Source organism: Agrococcus pavilionensis RW1 (assembly GCF_000400485.1).
Lineage (GTDB): Bacteria > Actinomycetota > Actinomycetes > Actinomycetales > Microbacteriaceae > Agrococcus > Agrococcus pavilionensis.
This window is the reverse complement of sequence record NZ_ASHR01000004.1, coordinates 24,466-40,531: the sequence shown is the minus strand read 5'-3', so window position 1 is coordinate 40,531 and position 16,066 is coordinate 24,466. Positions and strand designations below refer to the sequence as shown.

General features: G+C 74.5%; 15 protein-coding genes. 13 read left to right on the top strand and 2 right to left on the bottom strand.

Annotated features, from left to right (window positions below):
* The first annotated feature begins 39 nt into the window (after window positions 1-39).
* The 13 genes from L332_RS16650 (at window position 40) to L332_RS16590 (ending at window position 12,955) form a co-directional block, all read left to right on the top strand.
* Complete coding sequence (locus tag L332_RS16650) at window positions 40-978, top strand: DMT family transporter (RefSeq protein ID WP_021009356.1); 939 nt, start codon at window positions 40-42, stop codon at window positions 976-978.
* Window positions 979-1,033: 55 nt separating this feature from the next.
* Window positions 1,034-1,291 (top strand): DUF7218 family protein, encoded by a 258-nt coding sequence (locus tag L332_RS16645; RefSeq protein WP_021009355.1) that lies wholly within the window; start codon window positions 1,034-1,036, stop codon window positions 1,289-1,291.
* Between the two features lie 27 nt (window positions 1,292-1,318).
* The gene (locus tag L332_RS16640; RefSeq protein ID WP_021009354.1) at window positions 1,319-1,849 is read left to right on the top strand and encodes a DUF6328 family protein; all 531 of its coding nucleotides are present in this window, start codon (window positions 1,319-1,321) and stop codon (window positions 1,847-1,849) included.
* A 424-nt stretch (window positions 1,850-2,273) separates the two neighbouring features.
* Window positions 2,274-3,455 (top strand): MalY/PatB family protein, encoded by a 1,182-nt coding sequence (locus tag L332_RS16635; RefSeq protein WP_021009352.1) that lies wholly within the window; start codon window positions 2,274-2,276, stop codon window positions 3,453-3,455.
* Window positions 3,452-4,735 carry an O-acetylhomoserine aminocarboxypropyltransferase/cysteine synthase family protein gene (locus L332_RS16630; protein ID WP_021009351.1) on the top strand — a complete coding sequence of 428 codons (1,284 nt, stop codon included), beginning with the start codon at window positions 3,452-3,454 and terminating at the stop codon, window positions 4,733-4,735. Before L332_RS16635 ends, L332_RS16630 begins: the two co-directional genes overlap by 4 nt.
* Before the next feature lie 93 nt (window positions 4,736-4,828).
* On the top strand, window positions 4,829-6,478 hold the full coding sequence (locus L332_RS16625; protein WP_031223168.1) for a TIGR04028 family ABC transporter substrate-binding protein: 1,650 nt from the start codon (window positions 4,829-4,831) through the stop codon (window positions 6,476-6,478).
* A gap of 4 nt (window positions 6,479-6,482) precedes the next feature.
* Entirely contained in the window at window positions 6,483-7,418 is a 936-nt protein-coding gene (locus L332_RS16620) for an ABC transporter permease (RefSeq protein ID WP_021009349.1), read from the top strand.
* Complete coding sequence (locus L332_RS16615; protein WP_031223167.1) at window positions 7,415-8,260, top strand: ABC transporter permease; 846 nt, start codon at window positions 7,415-7,417, stop codon at window positions 8,258-8,260. The genes L332_RS16620 and L332_RS16615 overlap by 4 nt, the downstream gene beginning before the upstream one ends.
* On the top strand, window positions 8,257-9,918 hold the full coding sequence (locus tag L332_RS16610) for a dipeptide ABC transporter ATP-binding protein (RefSeq protein ID WP_021009347.1): 1,662 nt from the start codon (window positions 8,257-8,259) through the stop codon (window positions 9,916-9,918). The genes L332_RS16615 and L332_RS16610 overlap by 4 nt, the downstream gene beginning before the upstream one ends.
* A complete protein-coding gene (locus tag L332_RS16605; RefSeq protein ID WP_021009346.1) occupies window positions 9,918-10,988 on the top strand; it encodes an LLM class flavin-dependent oxidoreductase in 1,071 nt (356 codons plus the stop codon). The genes L332_RS16610 and L332_RS16605 overlap by 1 nt, the downstream gene beginning before the upstream one ends.
* On the top strand, window positions 10,978-11,637 hold the full coding sequence (locus L332_RS16600) for a CMD domain protein (RefSeq protein WP_021064832.1): 660 nt from the start codon (window positions 10,978-10,980) through the stop codon (window positions 11,635-11,637). The genes L332_RS16605 and L332_RS16600 overlap by 11 nt, the downstream gene beginning before the upstream one ends.
* On the top strand, window positions 11,634-12,296 hold the full coding sequence (locus L332_RS16595; RefSeq protein WP_021064831.1) for an alkylhydroperoxidase domain protein: 663 nt from the start codon (window positions 11,634-11,636) through the stop codon (window positions 12,294-12,296). The genes L332_RS16600 and L332_RS16595 overlap by 4 nt, the downstream gene beginning before the upstream one ends.
* On the top strand, window positions 12,296-12,955 hold the full coding sequence (locus L332_RS16590; protein ID WP_021009345.1) for a VOC family protein: 660 nt from the start codon (window positions 12,296-12,298) through the stop codon (window positions 12,953-12,955). The genes L332_RS16595 and L332_RS16590 overlap by 1 nt, the downstream gene beginning before the upstream one ends.
* 94 nt (window positions 12,956-13,049) lie before the next feature.
* Here the strand turns inward: L332_RS16590 and L332_RS16585 are convergent, their stop codons facing one another.
* Both L332_RS16585 and L332_RS16580 read right to left on the bottom strand, forming a co-directional pair.
* Window positions 13,050-14,279 (bottom strand): cobalamin-independent methionine synthase II family protein, encoded by a 1,230-nt coding sequence (locus L332_RS16585; protein ID WP_021009344.1) that lies wholly within the window; start codon window positions 14,277-14,279, stop codon window positions 13,050-13,052.
* Window positions 14,280-14,359: 80 nt separating this feature from the next.
* A complete protein-coding gene (locus L332_RS16580) occupies window positions 14,360-16,060 on the bottom strand; it encodes an ABC1 kinase family protein (protein WP_021009343.1) in 1,701 nt (566 codons plus the stop codon).
* Window positions 16,061-16,066: the final 6 nt, after the last annotated feature.

Sequence of the window (16,066 nt, the reverse complement as noted above, 5' to 3'; positions counted from 1 at the left end):
GCTCGCACGCCGCGACGCCGCTCGTGCTTAGGATCGAGCGTGCCCGCCCCCGTCGCCCCGCCGCGTGCGATCGGCGTGCCGGGCGCATCGCACGCGATCGCCGTGCTGCTCGCCGCGGTGCTGTGGGGCACGACCGGCACGGTCGCGCACTTCGCGCCGGCCGGCTCGTCGCCGCTCGCGATCGGCCTCGCGACCTTCGGCATCGGCGGCGTCGTGCTCGCGCTCGTCTCGGCGCGCCGCGTGCTCGGCGTGCTGCGGCAGCGCGCGCACCTCGGCTGGGTGCTCGCGGGCGCCGCCGGCGTCGTGCTCTACCCGACCGCCTACTACCCGTCGATGGCGCTCGCCGGGGTCGCGGTGGGCAACGTCGTGGCGCTCGGCTCCGGACCGATCTTCGCGGCGCTGCTCGAGTGGGCCATCGACCGCCGCCGGCCCGACCGCCGCTGGAGCCTCGCGACCGCGCTCGCGCTCGTCGGCATCGTGCTGCTCGCGATCGGCGGGCACGGCGGCGTCGAGGCGGCGGATGCGCAGGCCGCGCTCTCGGGGGTCGGTCTCGCGCTCGCTGCCGGCTTCGGCTACGCGCTCTACGCCTTCGCGGGGGCGCGCATCATCGGTCACGGCGAGCCGGCGAGCGGCGCGATGGGCGCGCTCTTCCTCGTCGGCGGCGCCGCGTGCCTCGGCTGGCTCGCGATCGTCGGGCTCGGCCCGCTCGCCGCGCCCGCGGGGCTCGCGACGATCGCCTACCTCGCCCTGGTGCCGATGGCGCTCGCCTACCTGCTCTTCGGCTACGCGCTGCGAGCGCTCACCTCCTCGAGCGCGACGACGCTCGCGCTCGCCGAGCCCGTCGTCGCGACGCTGCTCGCGGTGCTCGTCGTGGGCGAGCGGCCGAGCGCCGTGGGCTGGACGGGGCTCGCGATCGTCGCGGCGGGCATCGCGCTGCTCGCGCTCCCCTCCCGAGGCGCTTCCAGCCGACCGGCGTAGCATCGCCGCCCACCGGGCGCCCGGATCCGTCGGGCGCGGAGGCGAGGAGGATCGGATGCCGAACCCGAGCATCAAGGACGAGGAGCTCTACCGGAAGCTCAAGGACGAGGGGAACTCATCCGAGAAGGCGGCCAGGATCGCCAATGCGGCGGCGCGCGACGGGCGCGAGAAGCTCGGCGAGCGCGGCGGCGACGCGGAGCGCTACGAGGACCGCACCGTCGACGAGCTGCGCGACCGCGCGAAGGAGCTCGGCATCGAGGGCACGTCGAAGCTCAAGAAGGCCGAGCTCATCGACAGGCTCCGCAACCACTGACGCATAGCCGGTGGCAGGATGCCGATCATGGAGGACGGTGGCGCTGACGCCCCCGCGAGAGACGGCCGGCGCGGGCGCGATGAGACGCGCGAGGAGCGCGCCGACCGCAACTTCGCCGACATCCTGCAGGAGCTGCGCGTCGTCATGACCGGCACGCAGCTCATCTCCGGCTTCCTCCTCGCGGTCGCGTTCCAGTCGGGCTTCCGCGACCTCGACGCCACCGAGGTGCAGCACTACCTCGTGCTCGTCGCGCTCGCCGGGCTCGCGACGCTGCTCGGGCTCACTCCCGTGCTCGTGCACCGCCTGCACTTCCGGCAGCGCATGAAGGAGCAGATCGTCCGCTTCGGCAACGTGCTGCTCATCATCACGCTCGTCTTCGTGTCGCTGCTCGTCGTGGCGGTGACGAGCTTCATCTTCGAAGTGGTCGTCTCGCCGACGGCCGGACTGTGGGCGTCGATGCTCAGCGGCGTCGTCGTCGTGGCGCTCTGGATCCTCGCGTGGGCGGTGCGGCGCGAGTCGGCGCGCAGCGGCGCCGACGGATCGGCGGCCGACGGGTGATCGGGCCCGCCGCGAGTGGCGTACCGCGGGAGGTCGAGCGACGACCCTGCGCGGCGAAGAGCAGCCGACTACCTCGACCCGCCGTCGGGCGAGGGCATGACGACGGCGGCCGCGGGCGAGTCGGTCGTGTGGACGATGTTCCACTACGGGATCGCCACCGACGCGGCCTCGGTGCTCACGCCGCGCATCCCGCCCGCGACGGTCGCGCCGCGCGAGCTGCCCCGGCATCCTCCGACGACGCGGACGACGACGGCGACACGCGCGTCTGACGGCGTCCGGCGCTGCCGCCCGTTCACCTCGGGGTGCTGCCCGCCGGGATCGAGCGAGCGATCGACGAGTGCGTTTCGCCGTGTTACTCGGCGGAGTGGTCGGCGCGGCTCGGCCACTGCGAGGGTGGCGTCCATTCGGCACGGAGGAGGCGGCGATGGGCGCGCAGGCATGGGACGGGATCAGCAGGGCGGCGCTCGAGCGGCCCTCGAGCCGCAAGTGGAGCCTGCACCCGGGCACGATCGGCGCGTGGGTGGCGGAGATGGACTTCGGCACGGCGCCGCCCGTGCGCGCCGCGCTCGAGCGCGCGGTGCGCGACGACGTGCTCGGCTACCTCGCGCCGGCGACGGCAGCGGAGCTCGGCGAGGCGACGGCGGCGTTCCAGGCGCGCGAGCACGGTTGGAGGGTCGACCCCGAGCGCGTGCACGCGGTCTCCGACGTCATGGCGGCGCTCGGCGTCGCCGTGACCGAGTACTCCGCGGAGGGTTCCCCCGTCATCGTGCCGACGCCCTCGTACATGCCGTTCCACACCTACCTCGCGACGCTCGGCCGCGAGGTGCTCCAGGTGCCCGGCGTCGTCGATCGCGGCCGCTGGCGCCATGACCTCGAGGGGATCGATCGCGCGTTCGCCGCCGGCGCCGGAACGCTCGTGCTCTGCAACCCGCACAACCCGACCGGCACCGTCGTCCCGCGCGACGAGCTCGAGGCGATCGCGCGCATCGTCGAGCGTCACGGCGGGCGCGTGTTCGCCGACGAGATCCACGCGCCCATCCGCTACGACGGGCGCGCGCACGTGCCCTACGCATCCGTGTGCGCCGCGGCCGCGGCGCACACGATCACGGGCACGAGCGCGTCGAAGGCGTGGAACATCGCCGGGCTCAAGGCGGCTCAGCTCATCACCTCGAACGACGCCGACGAGGAGCGCTACCGCCGCTTCGGGTTCGCCGTCGCGCACGGCGCGTCGACGCTCGGCGTCATCGCCTCGACGGCCGCCTACCGCGACGGCTCGGCGTGGCTCGCGGAGGCGAACGCCTACCTGCAGCGCAATCGCGACCTCCTCGCGCAGCTGCTCGCCGAGCGGTTGCCCGAGGTGCGCTGGAGCCCTCCGGAGGCGACGTACCTCGCGTGGCTCGACGTCAGCGCGCTCGGCCTGCCGGGCTCGCCGGCAGCAGCACTCCGCGAGCGCGCGAGCGTGACCCTCACCGACGGCGCGCTGTGCGGCTCGGGCTTCGACGACCACGTGCGGCTCGTCTTCGCGACCCCCGCGCCGGTGCTCGAAGAGGCCGTCGACCGCATCGCGGCAGCGGTGCGGCCGGTCGCCGCGGTGCGCGCGCGATGAGCGCGGGCTGGGGCTTCGAGACCAGGCAGGTGCACGCCGGCGCGGTGATCGACAGCGAGGCCGGCGCGCGGGTCACGCCGATCTACCAGAGCGCGGGCTACGTGTTCGAGAGCTTCGACGACGGCGCCCTCCGCTTCGCCGGCCAGAGCGCGCAGCGCGCGTACTCGCGCAACGACAACCCCACGAACGTCGTCGCGGCACGGCGCATCGCCGACCTCGAGGGCGGCGTCGACGGCGTGCTCGTCGCGAGCGGCCAAGCAGCGATCGCCGCGGCGCTGCAGGCGCTCGCCCGCGCGGGTGACCACGTGCTGACGACCGATCGGCTCTACGAGGGGACGCGCGAGATGGTGCGCGGCTCGCTCGCTCGCGCGGGGCTCGAGTTCGAGGCGCTGCCGATCGACGCCGATGAGGAGCGCTGGGTCGCGGCCGTGCGGCCGACCACCCGCGCGATCTACGCCGAGTCGATCGCGAACCCGCTCGGCGAAGTGGCCGACCTCGCGCTCCTCGGTCGCGTCGCCGCGCGCACCGGGGTGCCGCTCGTCGTCGACAACACCGTCGCGACCCCCTACTTGTGCCGCCCCCTCGAGCATGGCGCGGCCGTGGTCATCCACTCGACCTCGAAGTGGCTCGGCGGCCACGGCTCCGTCATCGGCGGCGCGATCGTCTGGGGCGACGGCTTCGCCTGGTCGCCCGAGCGCTTCCCGCACCTGCACGAGCCGCGACCGCACGGTGCGCCCTCCTTCGCGGCGCGATTCGGGGGCTCCGCCTATGGCGCTCACCTGCGCGCCGTGACGGTGCTCGAGCACGGTCCGACGTTCCCGCCCACGAGCGCGTTCCTGCTGCTCCACGGCATCGAGACGCTGTCGCTGCGCATGGAGCGGCACGTCGCGAACGCGCACGCGGTGCTCGCCGCGCTCGAGCCGCATCCCGCCGTCGCGCGCGTGCACTACCCGGGCGCGGTGGGCGATGCGCGCGCCGACGTCGCGCAGCGGATGCTCCCCCGCGGGGCCGGCTCGATCGTCTCGATCGAGCTCCACGGCGGGCGCGACGCCGCGCGCGCGTTCCTCGACCGGCTCCGGCTCGTGAGCCAGATGACGCACATCGGCGACGTGCGCTCGCTCGCGATCCACACGGGCAGCACCATCCACGGGAAGCTCGAGGAGCACGAGCGGCTCGCGCTCGGCATCACCCCGGGGCTCGTGCGGATCTCGGTCGGCATCGAGCGCGCGGACGACATCGTCGCGGATCTGCAGCAGGCGCTCGGGGGGCTCGAGCCCTGATTGTGACGGCGTGTGTCGTCGCGCCGTGCGTCGGGAGCGGTGATCGGCTCTACTTTGATCACACCCAAGCACCGCTTATGGAGGTCATCCGTGATCCGCACCCGCTCCCGCGCCGGCGCCGTCGTCGCCGTCACCACCGCGTCCGCCATCGCACTCAGCGCGTGCTCCGCGAGCGCCGCCTCGCCCGATGCATCCGACGGCGGCGCCGCGACGGGCGGCACGCTGACCTATCTCGAGCACCAGGCGTACACCTCGCTCTACCCGCCGGCGGCCGGCTTCTACCCCAACGGCGCGCTCGTCAACAACGTGACCGCTCGCCTGCTGCACCAGGACCCCGCGACGCTCGAGCTCGAGCCCTGGGTCGCCGCAGCGCTGCCCGAGGTGAACGAGGACGCGACCGAGTACACCTTCGACCTGCGCACCGACGTCACCTACTCCGACGGCACCCCCGTCACGGCCGAGAACGTGGTCGCCAACTTCGACCTGTTCGGCCTCGGCGACCCCTCGCGGGCGCTCATCGTCTCGGAGGCGATCAACAACTACGAGCGCGGCGAGGTCGTCGACGACGACACCGTGCGCTTCCACTTCAGCGCCCCCGCCCCCGGGTTCGCGCAAGCGGTGTCGACGATCAACTCCGGACTGCTGGCGGATGCGACGCTCGAGCGGGACTCGGAGGGCTTCGGCCCGGGGAACGCGGCCGAGATCATCGGCGCGGGCCCGTTCGCGGTCGAGTCCGAGCAGGTCGGCACCTCGATCCGCCTCGCCGCGCGCGAGGACTACGCGTGGGCGCCGCCGTCGGCGGCCGTGCAGGGGCGCCCGCACCTCGACGCCGTCGACATCGTGATCGCCCCCGAGGACAGCGTGCGCATCGGCTCGCTCGTCGCCGGCCAGGCCGACATCGCGCGGCAGGTCGAGCCGCAGCACGAGGCGCAGGTCGCCGCCGCGGGTCTCGAGATCGTCGCGGCGCAGACGAACGGCGTCAACAACGGCTTGAGCTTCCGCTTCGGCCACCCGCTGCTCGCCGACATCGCGGTGCGGCGGGCGCTCATCGCCGGCATCGACCGCGAGGAGCTCGTCTCGTCGATCTTCTCCGAGGGCTACCCGCTCGCGACCTCGTCGCTCAGCCGCACGGCGCTCGGGTACGCCGAGCAGGCCGACGCGTACGCGCACGACCCGGCGCTCGCCAACCGCCTGCTCGACGAGGCCGGGTGGCAGGTCGGCGCCGACGGCATCCGCACGCGGGATGGGGAGCGGCTGCGCCTGGTCGTGAACGAGGCGCTCCCCCAGCCGCGCTCCCGCGACGTCATCACCCTCATCGCGCAGCAACTGCGCGAGATCGGCGTCGAGCTCGAGCTCTTCCAGGGCGACCAGGCGGCGCAGACCGCGGCGTCCGCCGACATCGACCAGATCCAGATCTACCACTCGATGGTCGGGCGAGCCGACTTCGACGTCATCAAGAGCCAGTTCTCGATCGCCAACCGCAACACCCTGCAGAACGACGACGAGAGCGGCGCGCCGATCGACGCAGAGCTCGAGGCGCTGCTGCAGCGCGTCGCATCGGAGCCGACGACCGAGGGGCGCGCCGCGGCATCCGCAGCCGTGCAGGCGCACCTCACGGAGCAGGCCTACGTGCTGCCGTTCTTCGAGGAGCCGCAGGTCTACGGCGTGCGGCCGGGCGTCGACGGCTTCGCGACCGAGTCGGTCGGGCGCCCCGACTTCTCGGACGTCTCGCTCGAGGGCTGAGCCGATGCCGTACGCCCTCCGACGCACCGCACAGGCCGGGCTCGTGGTGATCGCGACGTTCGTCGTCGCGTTCCTCCTCCTGCAGGCGCTGCCGGGCGACGCGATCGTCGCCCGGTACGCGAGCCCCGAGCTCGGCCTCACCGACGCGCAGCTCGACGAGCTCCGCACGGTCTACGGCACCGACCGGCCGGTGTGGGAGCAGCTGTGGGCCTCCGCCACCGGCTTCCTCACCGGCGACCTCGGCACGTCGCTGCAGAGCGGCGCGGCGGTCGAGACGCTGCTCGCGGCCGCGCTGCCGTCGACGCTCACGCTCGCCGCGCTCGGCTTCCTCGCCGCGGTCGCGCTCGCGGTCGCGATCGCCGCGGTCGCGACCTTCGGCCGAGCCGAGTGGCTGCGCCGCGCGTTCCGCTCGCTGCCGCCCCTGTTCGTCTCGATCCCGGTCTTCTGGCTCGGCATCGTGCTGCTGCAGGTGCTCTCCTTCCAGCTCGGGCTCATCCCCGTCATCAACGCGAGCCCCGCCCAGGCGCTCGTGCTGCCGGTGCTCACGATCGCGGTGCCCATCGCCGCGCCGCTCGCGCAAGTGCTCATCCGCGCGATCGACGACACGGTCGCCGAGCCGTTCATCGCCGTCGCGCGCGCACGCGGAGCCGGCACGCGGTGGCTGCTCGGGCGCGAGGTCGCCCGCAACGCGGCGCTGCCGACGCTCACGATCGCCGGCGTCCTGTTCGGCGAGCTCGTCGCCGGGGCGGTCGTCACCGAGACGGTCTTCGCGCGCACCGGCGTCGGCCGGCTCACCCAGGAGGCGGTCGCGAACCGCGACATCCCCGTGCTGCAAGCGGTCGTCGTCATCTCGGCGATCGGCTTCGTGCTCATCAACCTCGCCGTCGACCTCGCCGCCCCGGCGATCGACCCGCGGCTGCGCCGAGCGGTGCACGCATGAGCGCTGTGATCGGCGCGCTCCCGAGCCCGCGCGTGGGCAGGGCCCGTCCGCGCCCCCGCGCGACGCTCGTGCTCGCGATCGGCATCCTCGCGATCGCGCTCGCGTGGGCCTTCGTGCCGGGGCTCTTCACCGCTCACGACCCGCTCGCGGGCGTCGCGGCCGAGGCGCTGCAGCCGCCGAGCCCCGCGCATCCGTTCGGCACCGACGCGACCGGCCGCGACCTGCTCGCGCGCGTCGTCTTCGGAGCCGGCAACTCCCTCGCCGGCGCGGCGCTCGCGGTGCTCGTGGGGCTCATCGCCGGCACCGCGATCGGCGTGCTCGCCGGCTCGAGCGGCGGCTTCGTCGAGGAGGCGCTCATGCGCGTCGTCGACGTGCTGCTCGCGATCCCCGGACTCCTGCTCGCGCTCAGCGTCATCGTGCTGCTCGGCTTCGGCGTCACGAACGCCGCGATCGCCGTCGGCATCACGTCGATCGCGGTGTTCGCGCGACTCGCCCGCTCGCAGGTCGTGCGGGTGCGCCGCACCGACTACGTCGAGGCGGCGTTCGGCTCGGGCGGCACGTTCCTCGCGGTGCTGCGGCGGCACGTGCTGCCCAACTCGCTCGGCGCCGTCGTCGCCCTCGCCGCGCTGCAGTTCGGCAGCGCCATCCTGCAGATCTCGACCCTCGGGTTCCTCGGCTACGGCGCTCCGCCGCCCATCCCGGAGTGGGGCCTGCTCATCGCCGAGAGCCGCGACTACGTCGCGACCGCCTGGTGGCTCACGACGCTGCCCGGGCTCGTCGTCGCCGCCGTCGTGCTCGCCGCCAACCGCATCGCCGCAGCCATCAGGGAGAGTTCCGCATGACCGAGCCCCTGCTCACCATCGATGACCTCGCCGTCTCGTATCGCGCCCGCCGGGAGCGTCGCACCGCGCTCGAAGGGCTCAGCCTCGAGCTCGGCCGAGGAGAGGTGCTCGCGCTCGTCGGCGAATCCGGCTCGGGCAAGAGCACGACCGCGCAATCGATCGTCGGCCTGCTGCCCGAGGGCGGCCGCATCGATCGCGGCTCGATCGCCCTGCGCCTCGCGGGCGGCCCGATCGACCTCGCTCGCCTCGAGGGGCGCGCGCTCGAGGACATCCGCGGCCGCCGCGTCGCGCTCGTCCCGCAGGACCCGGGCACCTCCCTCAACCCCGTGCAGACCATCGGCGCCTCGGTCGCCGCGCCCTTGCGGATCCATCGCTGGGGCAGGCCCGAGGCGATCCGCCGACGCGTCGTCGAGCTGCTCGACCGCGTCGGCCTCGACGATCCCGAGCGTCGGGCCCGGCAGCACCCGCACGAGCTCTCCGGCGGCATGCGCCAGCGCGCGCTCATCGCCGCGGCGATCGCGCTCGAGCCCGAGCTCATCATCGCCGACGAGCCGACGAGCGCGCTCGACGTGACCGTGCAGCGGCGCATCCTCGATCTGCTCGACGACCTGCGCGGCGAGCTCGGCTCGAGCGTGCTGCTCATCACGCACGACCTCGCGGTCGCCGCCGAGCGTGCCGACGCGATCGCGGTGCTGCGCGGCGGGCGGCTCGAGGAGGCCGGACCGACGCGCGCGGTGCTCGAGCAGCCCGCGAGCCGCTACACCGCGACGCTGCTCGCCGACGCGCCCGCGCTCGCCGACGAGTCGCCGCGGGCACCCCGCCCGCCCGCAGAGCCCTTCGTCGTCGTCGAGCGGCTCGCGCACGAGTACGGGCGAGGGGCGGATGCGCACCGCGCCGTCGACGACGTCGGCTTCGGCATCGAGCGCGGCACGACCCATGCGCTCGTCGGCGAGTCGGGCTCGGGCAAGACGACGATCGGGCGCGCGGTCGCAGGCTTCCACGCGCCGAGTGCCGGAGGCATCCGCATCGGGGACCGCGACGTGGTCGCCGCGCGTCGGGACCGGTCCTTGCGCCGCGTGGTGCAGCTCGTCTCGCAGAACCCGTTCGCCTCGCTCGACCCGCGCCGCACCGTCGCGCAGTCCATCGGCGAACCGCTGCAGAACCTCGGCGCGCCCGATGGCCGCCGCCTCGACCGCCGGGAGCTCGCGAGCCGCGTGTCTGCGGCGATCGCGCACGTGGCGCTGCCGCCCGACGCCGGCGACCGGCTCCCGCGAGAGCTGTCGGGCGGTCAGCGGCAGCGCGTCGCGATCGCGCGCGCGCTCATCATCGAGCCCGCGGTCGTCGTGCTCGACGAGGCGGTGTCGGCGCTCGACGTCACCGTGCAGGCGCAGATCCTGGCGCTGCTCGAGCGGCTGCAGGGCGAGCTCGGCCTCACCTACCTCTTCATCACCCACGATCTCGCGGTCGTGCGCCGCATCGCCGACACCGTCACGGTGCTGCGCCAGGGGCGGGCGGTCGAGACCGGCACCGCCGAGCAGGTGCTCCTGCGGCCCCGACACGGCTACACCCGGGCGCTGCTCGACGCCGTGCCCTCCCCCGACTGGCTGCGGACCTCGAGCGCGGCCGGCATCGACCCGACACCCCTGGAGGTGGCCTGATGGCTCCCACGATCGGCTTCTTCACCCGCGTCCTCGACGACGCCGACACGCCCGCGCGGTACGCGATCGCGCTCGAGCACATCGCGCTCGCGGAGCGGCTCGGCTTCGCGAGCGCGTGGGTGGCGCAGCACCACTTCGACCGCGCCGAGGGCGGCCTGCCGTCGCCGTTCGTACTGCTCGCCGCAGCTGCGGCGCGCACGAGCAGCATCCGGCTCGGCACCGCCATCCTGACGCTCGCCCACGAGCAGCCGACGCGCGCCGCGGAGGACGCGGCCGTGCTCGACGCGCTCTCAGGCGGACGGCTCGAGCTCGGCCTCGGCACCGGCGGCAGCCCCGCGACGCTCAGCGCGTTCGGCGAGGACCCCGCCCACCGGCGGGCGATCTACGACGCGAAGCTCGTGCGCGTGCGCTCCCTGCTCGACGGCACCGCCGACGTCGCCCTGCAGCCGAGCGCGGAGACCCTCGCCGGCCGGCTGTGGCAAGCGACGTTCTCGGCCGAGGGCGCGAGCCTCATCGGCGCCCACGGCGACGGCCTCATGCTCTCCCGCGTCCAGCCCCCGCCAGCCGGGCTCGCCGGCGCCGAGCTCCCGCCGCGCGTCTGGGACGTGCAGCGCCCCGTCGTCGACGCCTACCTCGACGCGCTGCCTGCGGGAGCCGCCCCGCGCATCCTCGCCTCTCGCTCGGTCGTCGTGGTCGACGCCGCGGAGCGCGCCGCGGTGCGCGCGCACGCAGAGGCCGGCCTCACCCGCCAGCTGCAGCAGCTGCACGGCGTCACGCCCGGCTCGCTGAGCCTCGACGAGCTGCTCGAGCGCAGCGAGACCCACCTCGGCACGCCCGACGAGGTCGCCGAGTCGCTCTCGGCCGACACCGCCGCCGCGAGCGCGACGGCGGTGTCGATCCAGGTGCACTCCGTCGACCCCCGCTCCGAGCTCACCGCCCGCTCGCTCGAGCTGTTCGCGACCGAGGTCGCGCCGGCGCTCGGCTGGCGGGTCGGTCGCGCGGACCGCGCCGACCTCGACCGCTCCACCCTCACCCACGACGCCCCCCAGGAGGATCGCCATGTCGCATGACGACGTCATCGACCACCTCGCGGGGATCCGGCCAGGATCACCGCTCGCCCGCATCCGTCTCCAGCGGCCCGACGCGCGCGAGCACGCGCAGCGCAGCTTCCTCGCGCTGCTCGAGCCCGACGAGCCGGGCCAGCTGCGGCTCGTCGACCGCTATGCCGTGGCCGCGTTCGTGGCGCTGCTGCACGACGCGTCGACCGAGCGCTCCCGTGCCTCGGCGTTCTACCTCGAGCTGCTGGCCGACGAGGCCGAGCCCGCCCTCGTCGACGCCGTGGCCCGCGCGGCCGACTCCGCGCGCGCAACCGGCCCCTACGGCGGCTACCGCGAACCCGCGCTGCACGGCGAGAGCGTCGCGGGCCCGCTGGCCGCGCTCGACCGAGCCGCGCTCGGCGCTCCGCTCGCCGCCGCGCTCGAGCACGCGCACCTGCTGACGCTGCACCCCCGCGATGCGCGGCCCGAGGCGCTGCGGGCGCTCGAAGCCGCCGGCTGGAGCGCCGACGCAGTGGTCTCGCTCAGCCAGCTGGTCGCGTTCCTCGCGTTCCAGCTGCGGCTCGTGCACGGCCTCCGGGTGCTCGCCGCCCACGGGGCTGCAGCGCCTGCCCCCGATGCCGCCGACCCAGCCTCGACCACCCTCCAGGAGATCCGCGCATGACCGAGATCATCGACCACCCGACGCTGCGGCGTCCCGACCGCTTCACGCAGGGCCCGCTCGGCTGGGTGCCGTGGGCGCCGCCGGTGCCCGAGGACGAGCTGACCGCCGTGCAGCGAGAGGCGCTCATCGAGGCGTCGCGCTCGTCGAGCCCCTACTTCCGGCTGCTCGCGCGCGACCCAGCGGCGCTCCGCGCGCGCACGCTCACCGACCTCGACATCTTCGGCAACGAGCAGGGCGGGCTGCCCCGCTGGGAGCGCGAGCTCGCGGCCGCCGCCGTGTCGCGCGTCAACGGCTGCGTCTTCTGCGCGTCGGTGCACGCGCGCGCCGCATCACGCCTCTCGGGCCGCGAGAGCGACGTGCAGCGGCTGCTCGACGAGGGCATCGGCGCGCGGGTCGACGACCGCTGGGATGCGATCGCGGATGCGTCGGCGGCGCTCACGGCGACGCCGTCGGCCTTCGACGGCGGGCACGTCGAGCGCCTCCGCTCGGCCGGCATCGACGACGCGGGCATCGTCGACCAGCTCAGCGGTGCGGCGTTCTTCAACTGGGCGAACCGCCTCATGCTCTCGCTCGGCGAGCCCGAGGTCGTCGGTGCGCCCGCGACCGCGGAGGGACCGACCGCTGCATCGTCGTCGGCCGCGGGCACGGGGGCGGGCTGATGGGCGTGCCAGCGCTGCTCGATCACGTCGTGCTCGCCGGTCCCGACCTCGCCGAGGCGATCGCCGCGGTCGAGCGGGCCACGGGCGTGCGCGCCTCGCCGGGGGGCGCGCACCCGACCGGCACGGCCAACGCGCTCATCGCCTTCACGCGCCGCGGCGAGCGCGTGCGGCAGTACCTCGAGGTGATCGGCCCGGATGCCGCGGCGGGCCGCTCGGCATCGGAGATCTCGACGTTCGGTCTCGACCGGTTGAGCGCACCCGCCGTGGCGAGCTGGGCCATCCGCCCCGACGACCTCGACGCGACCGTCGCGCGAGCGCGCACCGCCGGCGTCGGACTCCGGGGCATCGAGCCGCTCTCGCGGCGCACGCCCGACGGCGGCGAGCTCGCGTGGCGGCTCGCTCGCCCCGAGGACGAGCGCCGACCGCCGTTCCTCATCGACTGGGGCGCGACCGCGCACCCGGGCCTCGCCGACCTGCCGCTGCTCGAGCTCGTCGCGCTGCGGCGGCGCACGACCGACGTCGAGTCCGAGGGGCGCCGCCTGCGAGCCCTGGGCGTCGCGGTCGGCTCCGGCGACGACGAGCTCGAGCTCGTGCCCGCCGCGACCGACGGCCTCGAGGTCGAGATCGCGCTCGACGGGCGCTCCGTCGTGCTGCGCTGACGCCGACCGCACGACTCACCAGGGGGATCGATCGTACGCGCGGGAGCGCACGATGGGGCGGCGACCGCTACGGCCGCCGCCCCCGCGCGATCCCTCAGACGATCGTGACGGCTGCCCCGAGCCGCTGCTCCGCGAGACGCGCGCCCTGCCCGAGCGACTCGAGCTTCGCCGCCGCGATCGACGGGTGGATGCGGCCCCCGAGACCGCAGTCGGTCGACGCGATGACCCGCTCGGGCCCGACGATGCGAGCGAATCGCTCGATGCGGTCGGCGACGAGCTCGGGGTGCTCGACGACGTTGGTCGCGTGACCGACGACGCCGGGCGCGATGCGCTTGTGCGCCGGCAGCTCGACGTGCTCCCACACGCGCCACTCGTGCTCGTGGCGGGCGTTGGCGGCCTCGAAGGAATAGCTGCCGGCGTTCACCTCGAGCACGAGCTCGGCGATGTCGGCGAACGGGATGTCGGTCGTGTGCGGGCCGTGCCAGGAGCCCCAGCACAAGTGCAGGCGCACGAGCTCCTCTGGCAGGCCGCGGATGGCGTGGTTGAGCGCCTCGACGCGGATGCGCGTGAAGGCGAGGTAGTCCTCGAGCGACGGCTCGGGGCTGATCTGATCCCAGTTCTCGGCGAGCGACGGGTCGTCGATCTGCACGATGAAGCCGGCTTGGGTGATGGCGGTGTACTCCTCGCGCAGCACTTCGGCCCAGGCCCAGATGTGCTCCTCCTCGCTCGCGTAGTGGCGGTTCGCGATGCGCGCCGCCGAGCCGGGCGACAGGGCCGTCAGGAACCCCTGCTCGGCCCCGGTCGACGCGACGCCGCGACGGAGGTTCGCGATGTCGGTCGCGAGCGCCTCCTGGCCCGTGTACCGGAGGGGGCCGGTCGTGGCGGGGAACGCCGTCGCCGGGCTCTGCTCGAGCACCGGGTGCTCGGGGTCGAGGTAGGCATCGGCGAAGCGCACCCAGTCGCGCCGGTCGGGGAACGACGTGAGGCGCACGTCACCGGGCGCCGAGCGCTGCGGCGGCTCGGTGAAGATGTCCTCGCCCGTGATCTCGAGCCCCTCGACGCGCTGGAACACGTACGTCCACCAAGCGGCGTAGTCGAGCGAGCTCGACATCGCCTTGCCGTACTCGCCGTCGCCGACGATCGTGATGCCGAGGTCGCGCTGGCGGCGGACGAGGTCGGCGACGGCGTCGGCGAGCAGCGTCTCGAACTCGGGGGTGCGCTGGAGCGTCAGGCCGTCGTCGGCGAACGTCCGTGCGGCGTTCGCGGCGATGAGCTCGGGCGTGCGCGGCAGGCTGCCGGCGTGGGTGACGTCGATGCGAGTCATGGCGGTTCTCCTCCGGGTCGGGTGCTCGGCACGCTATCCGCGCGGCCGAGTGGCCCGGTAGCCGTGCCGGTCACGCTTCGTCACAGTCGACGACTGACGAGGCTCGACACGACGACGTGCGCGAGCGGCAGCGCCGAGAGCAGCATGAGCGCCGTGCCGAGCACGCCGTCCTGCGGCAGCAGCACCGCGCCGGCCACGAGCAGGCCCGCGAAGAGGATCGCCGAGACGAGCCGCCGGAGCGTCCGCTCGACGCGCGCGATCCGCCGCTCGAGCGCGGGAGCGGCGACGGCGAGCCGCCCCTCCTCGAGCCGCGTGACCACGCGGTCGATGCGGCCGGGCAGCCGCGCCGCGACCGCGGCCGCGTCGAGCCCCTCCTGCGCGATCGAGCGCACGAGCCCGCCCCGCTGCTCGCGCAGCAGCCGCGCGGCGTAGGGCTCCACCGCATCCCACAGGTTGAAGCCCGGGTCGAGCGACGAGCACATGCCCGAGGTGAGCGACATCGCGCGCACGATGAGCAGGAAGTCCTCGGGCAGCTGGAACGGCATCGTGCGCAGCAGGTCGCCGAACTCGATCGCGAAGTCGCGGAACTCCCGCGGGTCGACCTCGCGCAGCTCGGCGAACCCCATGCCCCCGAAGCGCGCGAACGCGTGCGACATCGCCCGCTCGAGCTCGTCGGCGTCGGCGGTCGGCAGCAGCGCGCCGAGGTCCTGCATCGCTTCGACGAGCCCTCGGCCGTCGCGGCCGGCGGCCGCGATGAGCATGCGCCGCAGCCCCGCGCGCGTGCCGGGCGGCACCTCCCCCATCATCCCGAAGTCGACGAAGGTGATGCGCCATGCCCGGTTCGCCCCACCGGGTCCCGACGCATCCTGCCCCGTCGGGGTCACGAAGAGGTTGCCGGGGTGCGGATCGGCGTGGAAGAAGCCGTGCGAGAAGAGCTGGTCGAACATGACCGCGGCGAAGGTCGCGGCGACCTCGGCGGGATCGATGCCCGCGGCGAGGAGCGCCTCGCGGTCGTTGATCTTGATCGCCGCGACATCGCGGAGCACGAGCACGCGGCGACTCGACCGCTCCCACACGACGTCGGGCACGCCGACGCGCGCGTCGCCCGCGAACGACTCGGCGAAGCGCTCGGCGCTCGCGGCCTCGTGCAGGTAGTCGATCTCCTCGAGGCTCGTGATCGCGAACTCCTCGATGAGCGCGGGCACGTCGACGCGGGTCGCGACGACGCGCACGCGGCTGAGCCACCGCGCGATGCGGCGGAGCGCCGCGAGATCGACGTCGACGATCGCGTCGATGCCGGGCCGCTGCACCTTGACGATCGCGGCGTCGATGCCGGTGGCGGATGCGTCGGCCTCGGTGAGGCGCGCCCGGTGCGCCTGGCCGAGCGAGGCTGCCGCGAGCGGCTCGGGCTCGACCCACGCGAGTGCGCGCTCGAGCGGCATCCCGAGCTCCGCCTCGGCGAGCGCCCGGATCGCCTCGAACGGCACGGCGGGCGCCTCGTCCTGCAGACCCTCGAGCTCGCGCGTGATCTCCGGCGGGAGCACGTCGAGGCGCGACGACATGAACTGGCCCACCTTGATCATGAGCCCGCCGAGGTCGACGGCGAGCACGTGGAAGCGGCGGGCGAGCCGCCGCAGCCGCGCGCTGCGGCCCCGGGTGGCGAGCGCGCCGAGGCCGAGGCGCGGCAGCAGCAGCTCGAACCACCACATGACCGAGAGGTGCCGGGCGGCGAAGCGCAGGATGCGCCGGTAGCGCGCTCGCGTACTGCCGGCGTCGGGCATGGCCAC

Coding starts and splice junctions, on each gene's coding strand:
- L332_RS16635 (WP_021009352.1), top strand. CDS start 2,274: ATGGGCGCGCAGGCATGGGACGGGATCAGCAGGGCGGCGCTCGAGCGG.
- L332_RS16585 (WP_021009344.1), bottom strand. CDS start 14,279: ATGACTCGCATCGACGTCACCCACGCCGGCAGCCTGCCGCGCACGCCC.
- L332_RS16615 (WP_031223167.1), top strand. CDS start 7,415: ATGAGCGCTGTGATCGGCGCGCTCCCGAGCCCGCGCGTGGGCAGGGCC.
- L332_RS16580 (WP_021009343.1), bottom strand. CDS start 16,060: ATGCCCGACGCCGGCAGTACGCGAGCGCGCTACCGGCGCATCCTGCGC.
- L332_RS16605 (WP_021009346.1), top strand. CDS start 9,918: ATGGCTCCCACGATCGGCTTCTTCACCCGCGTCCTCGACGACGCCGAC.
- L332_RS16590 (WP_021009345.1), top strand. CDS start 12,296: ATGGGCGTGCCAGCGCTGCTCGATCACGTCGTGCTCGCCGGTCCCGAC.
- L332_RS16620 (WP_021009349.1), top strand. CDS start 6,483: ATGCCGTACGCCCTCCGACGCACCGCACAGGCCGGGCTCGTGGTGATC.
- L332_RS16630 (WP_021009351.1), top strand. CDS start 3,452: ATGAGCGCGGGCTGGGGCTTCGAGACCAGGCAGGTGCACGCCGGCGCG.
- L332_RS16595 (WP_021064831.1), top strand. CDS start 11,634: ATGACCGAGATCATCGACCACCCGACGCTGCGGCGTCCCGACCGCTTC.
- L332_RS16610 (WP_021009347.1), top strand. CDS start 8,257: ATGACCGAGCCCCTGCTCACCATCGATGACCTCGCCGTCTCGTATCGC.
- L332_RS16600 (WP_021064832.1), top strand. CDS start 10,978: ATGTCGCATGACGACGTCATCGACCACCTCGCGGGGATCCGGCCAGGA.
- L332_RS16645 (WP_021009355.1), top strand. CDS start 1,034: ATGCCGAACCCGAGCATCAAGGACGAGGAGCTCTACCGGAAGCTCAAG.
- L332_RS16640 (WP_021009354.1), top strand. CDS start 1,319: ATGGAGGACGGTGGCGCTGACGCCCCCGCGAGAGACGGCCGGCGCGGG.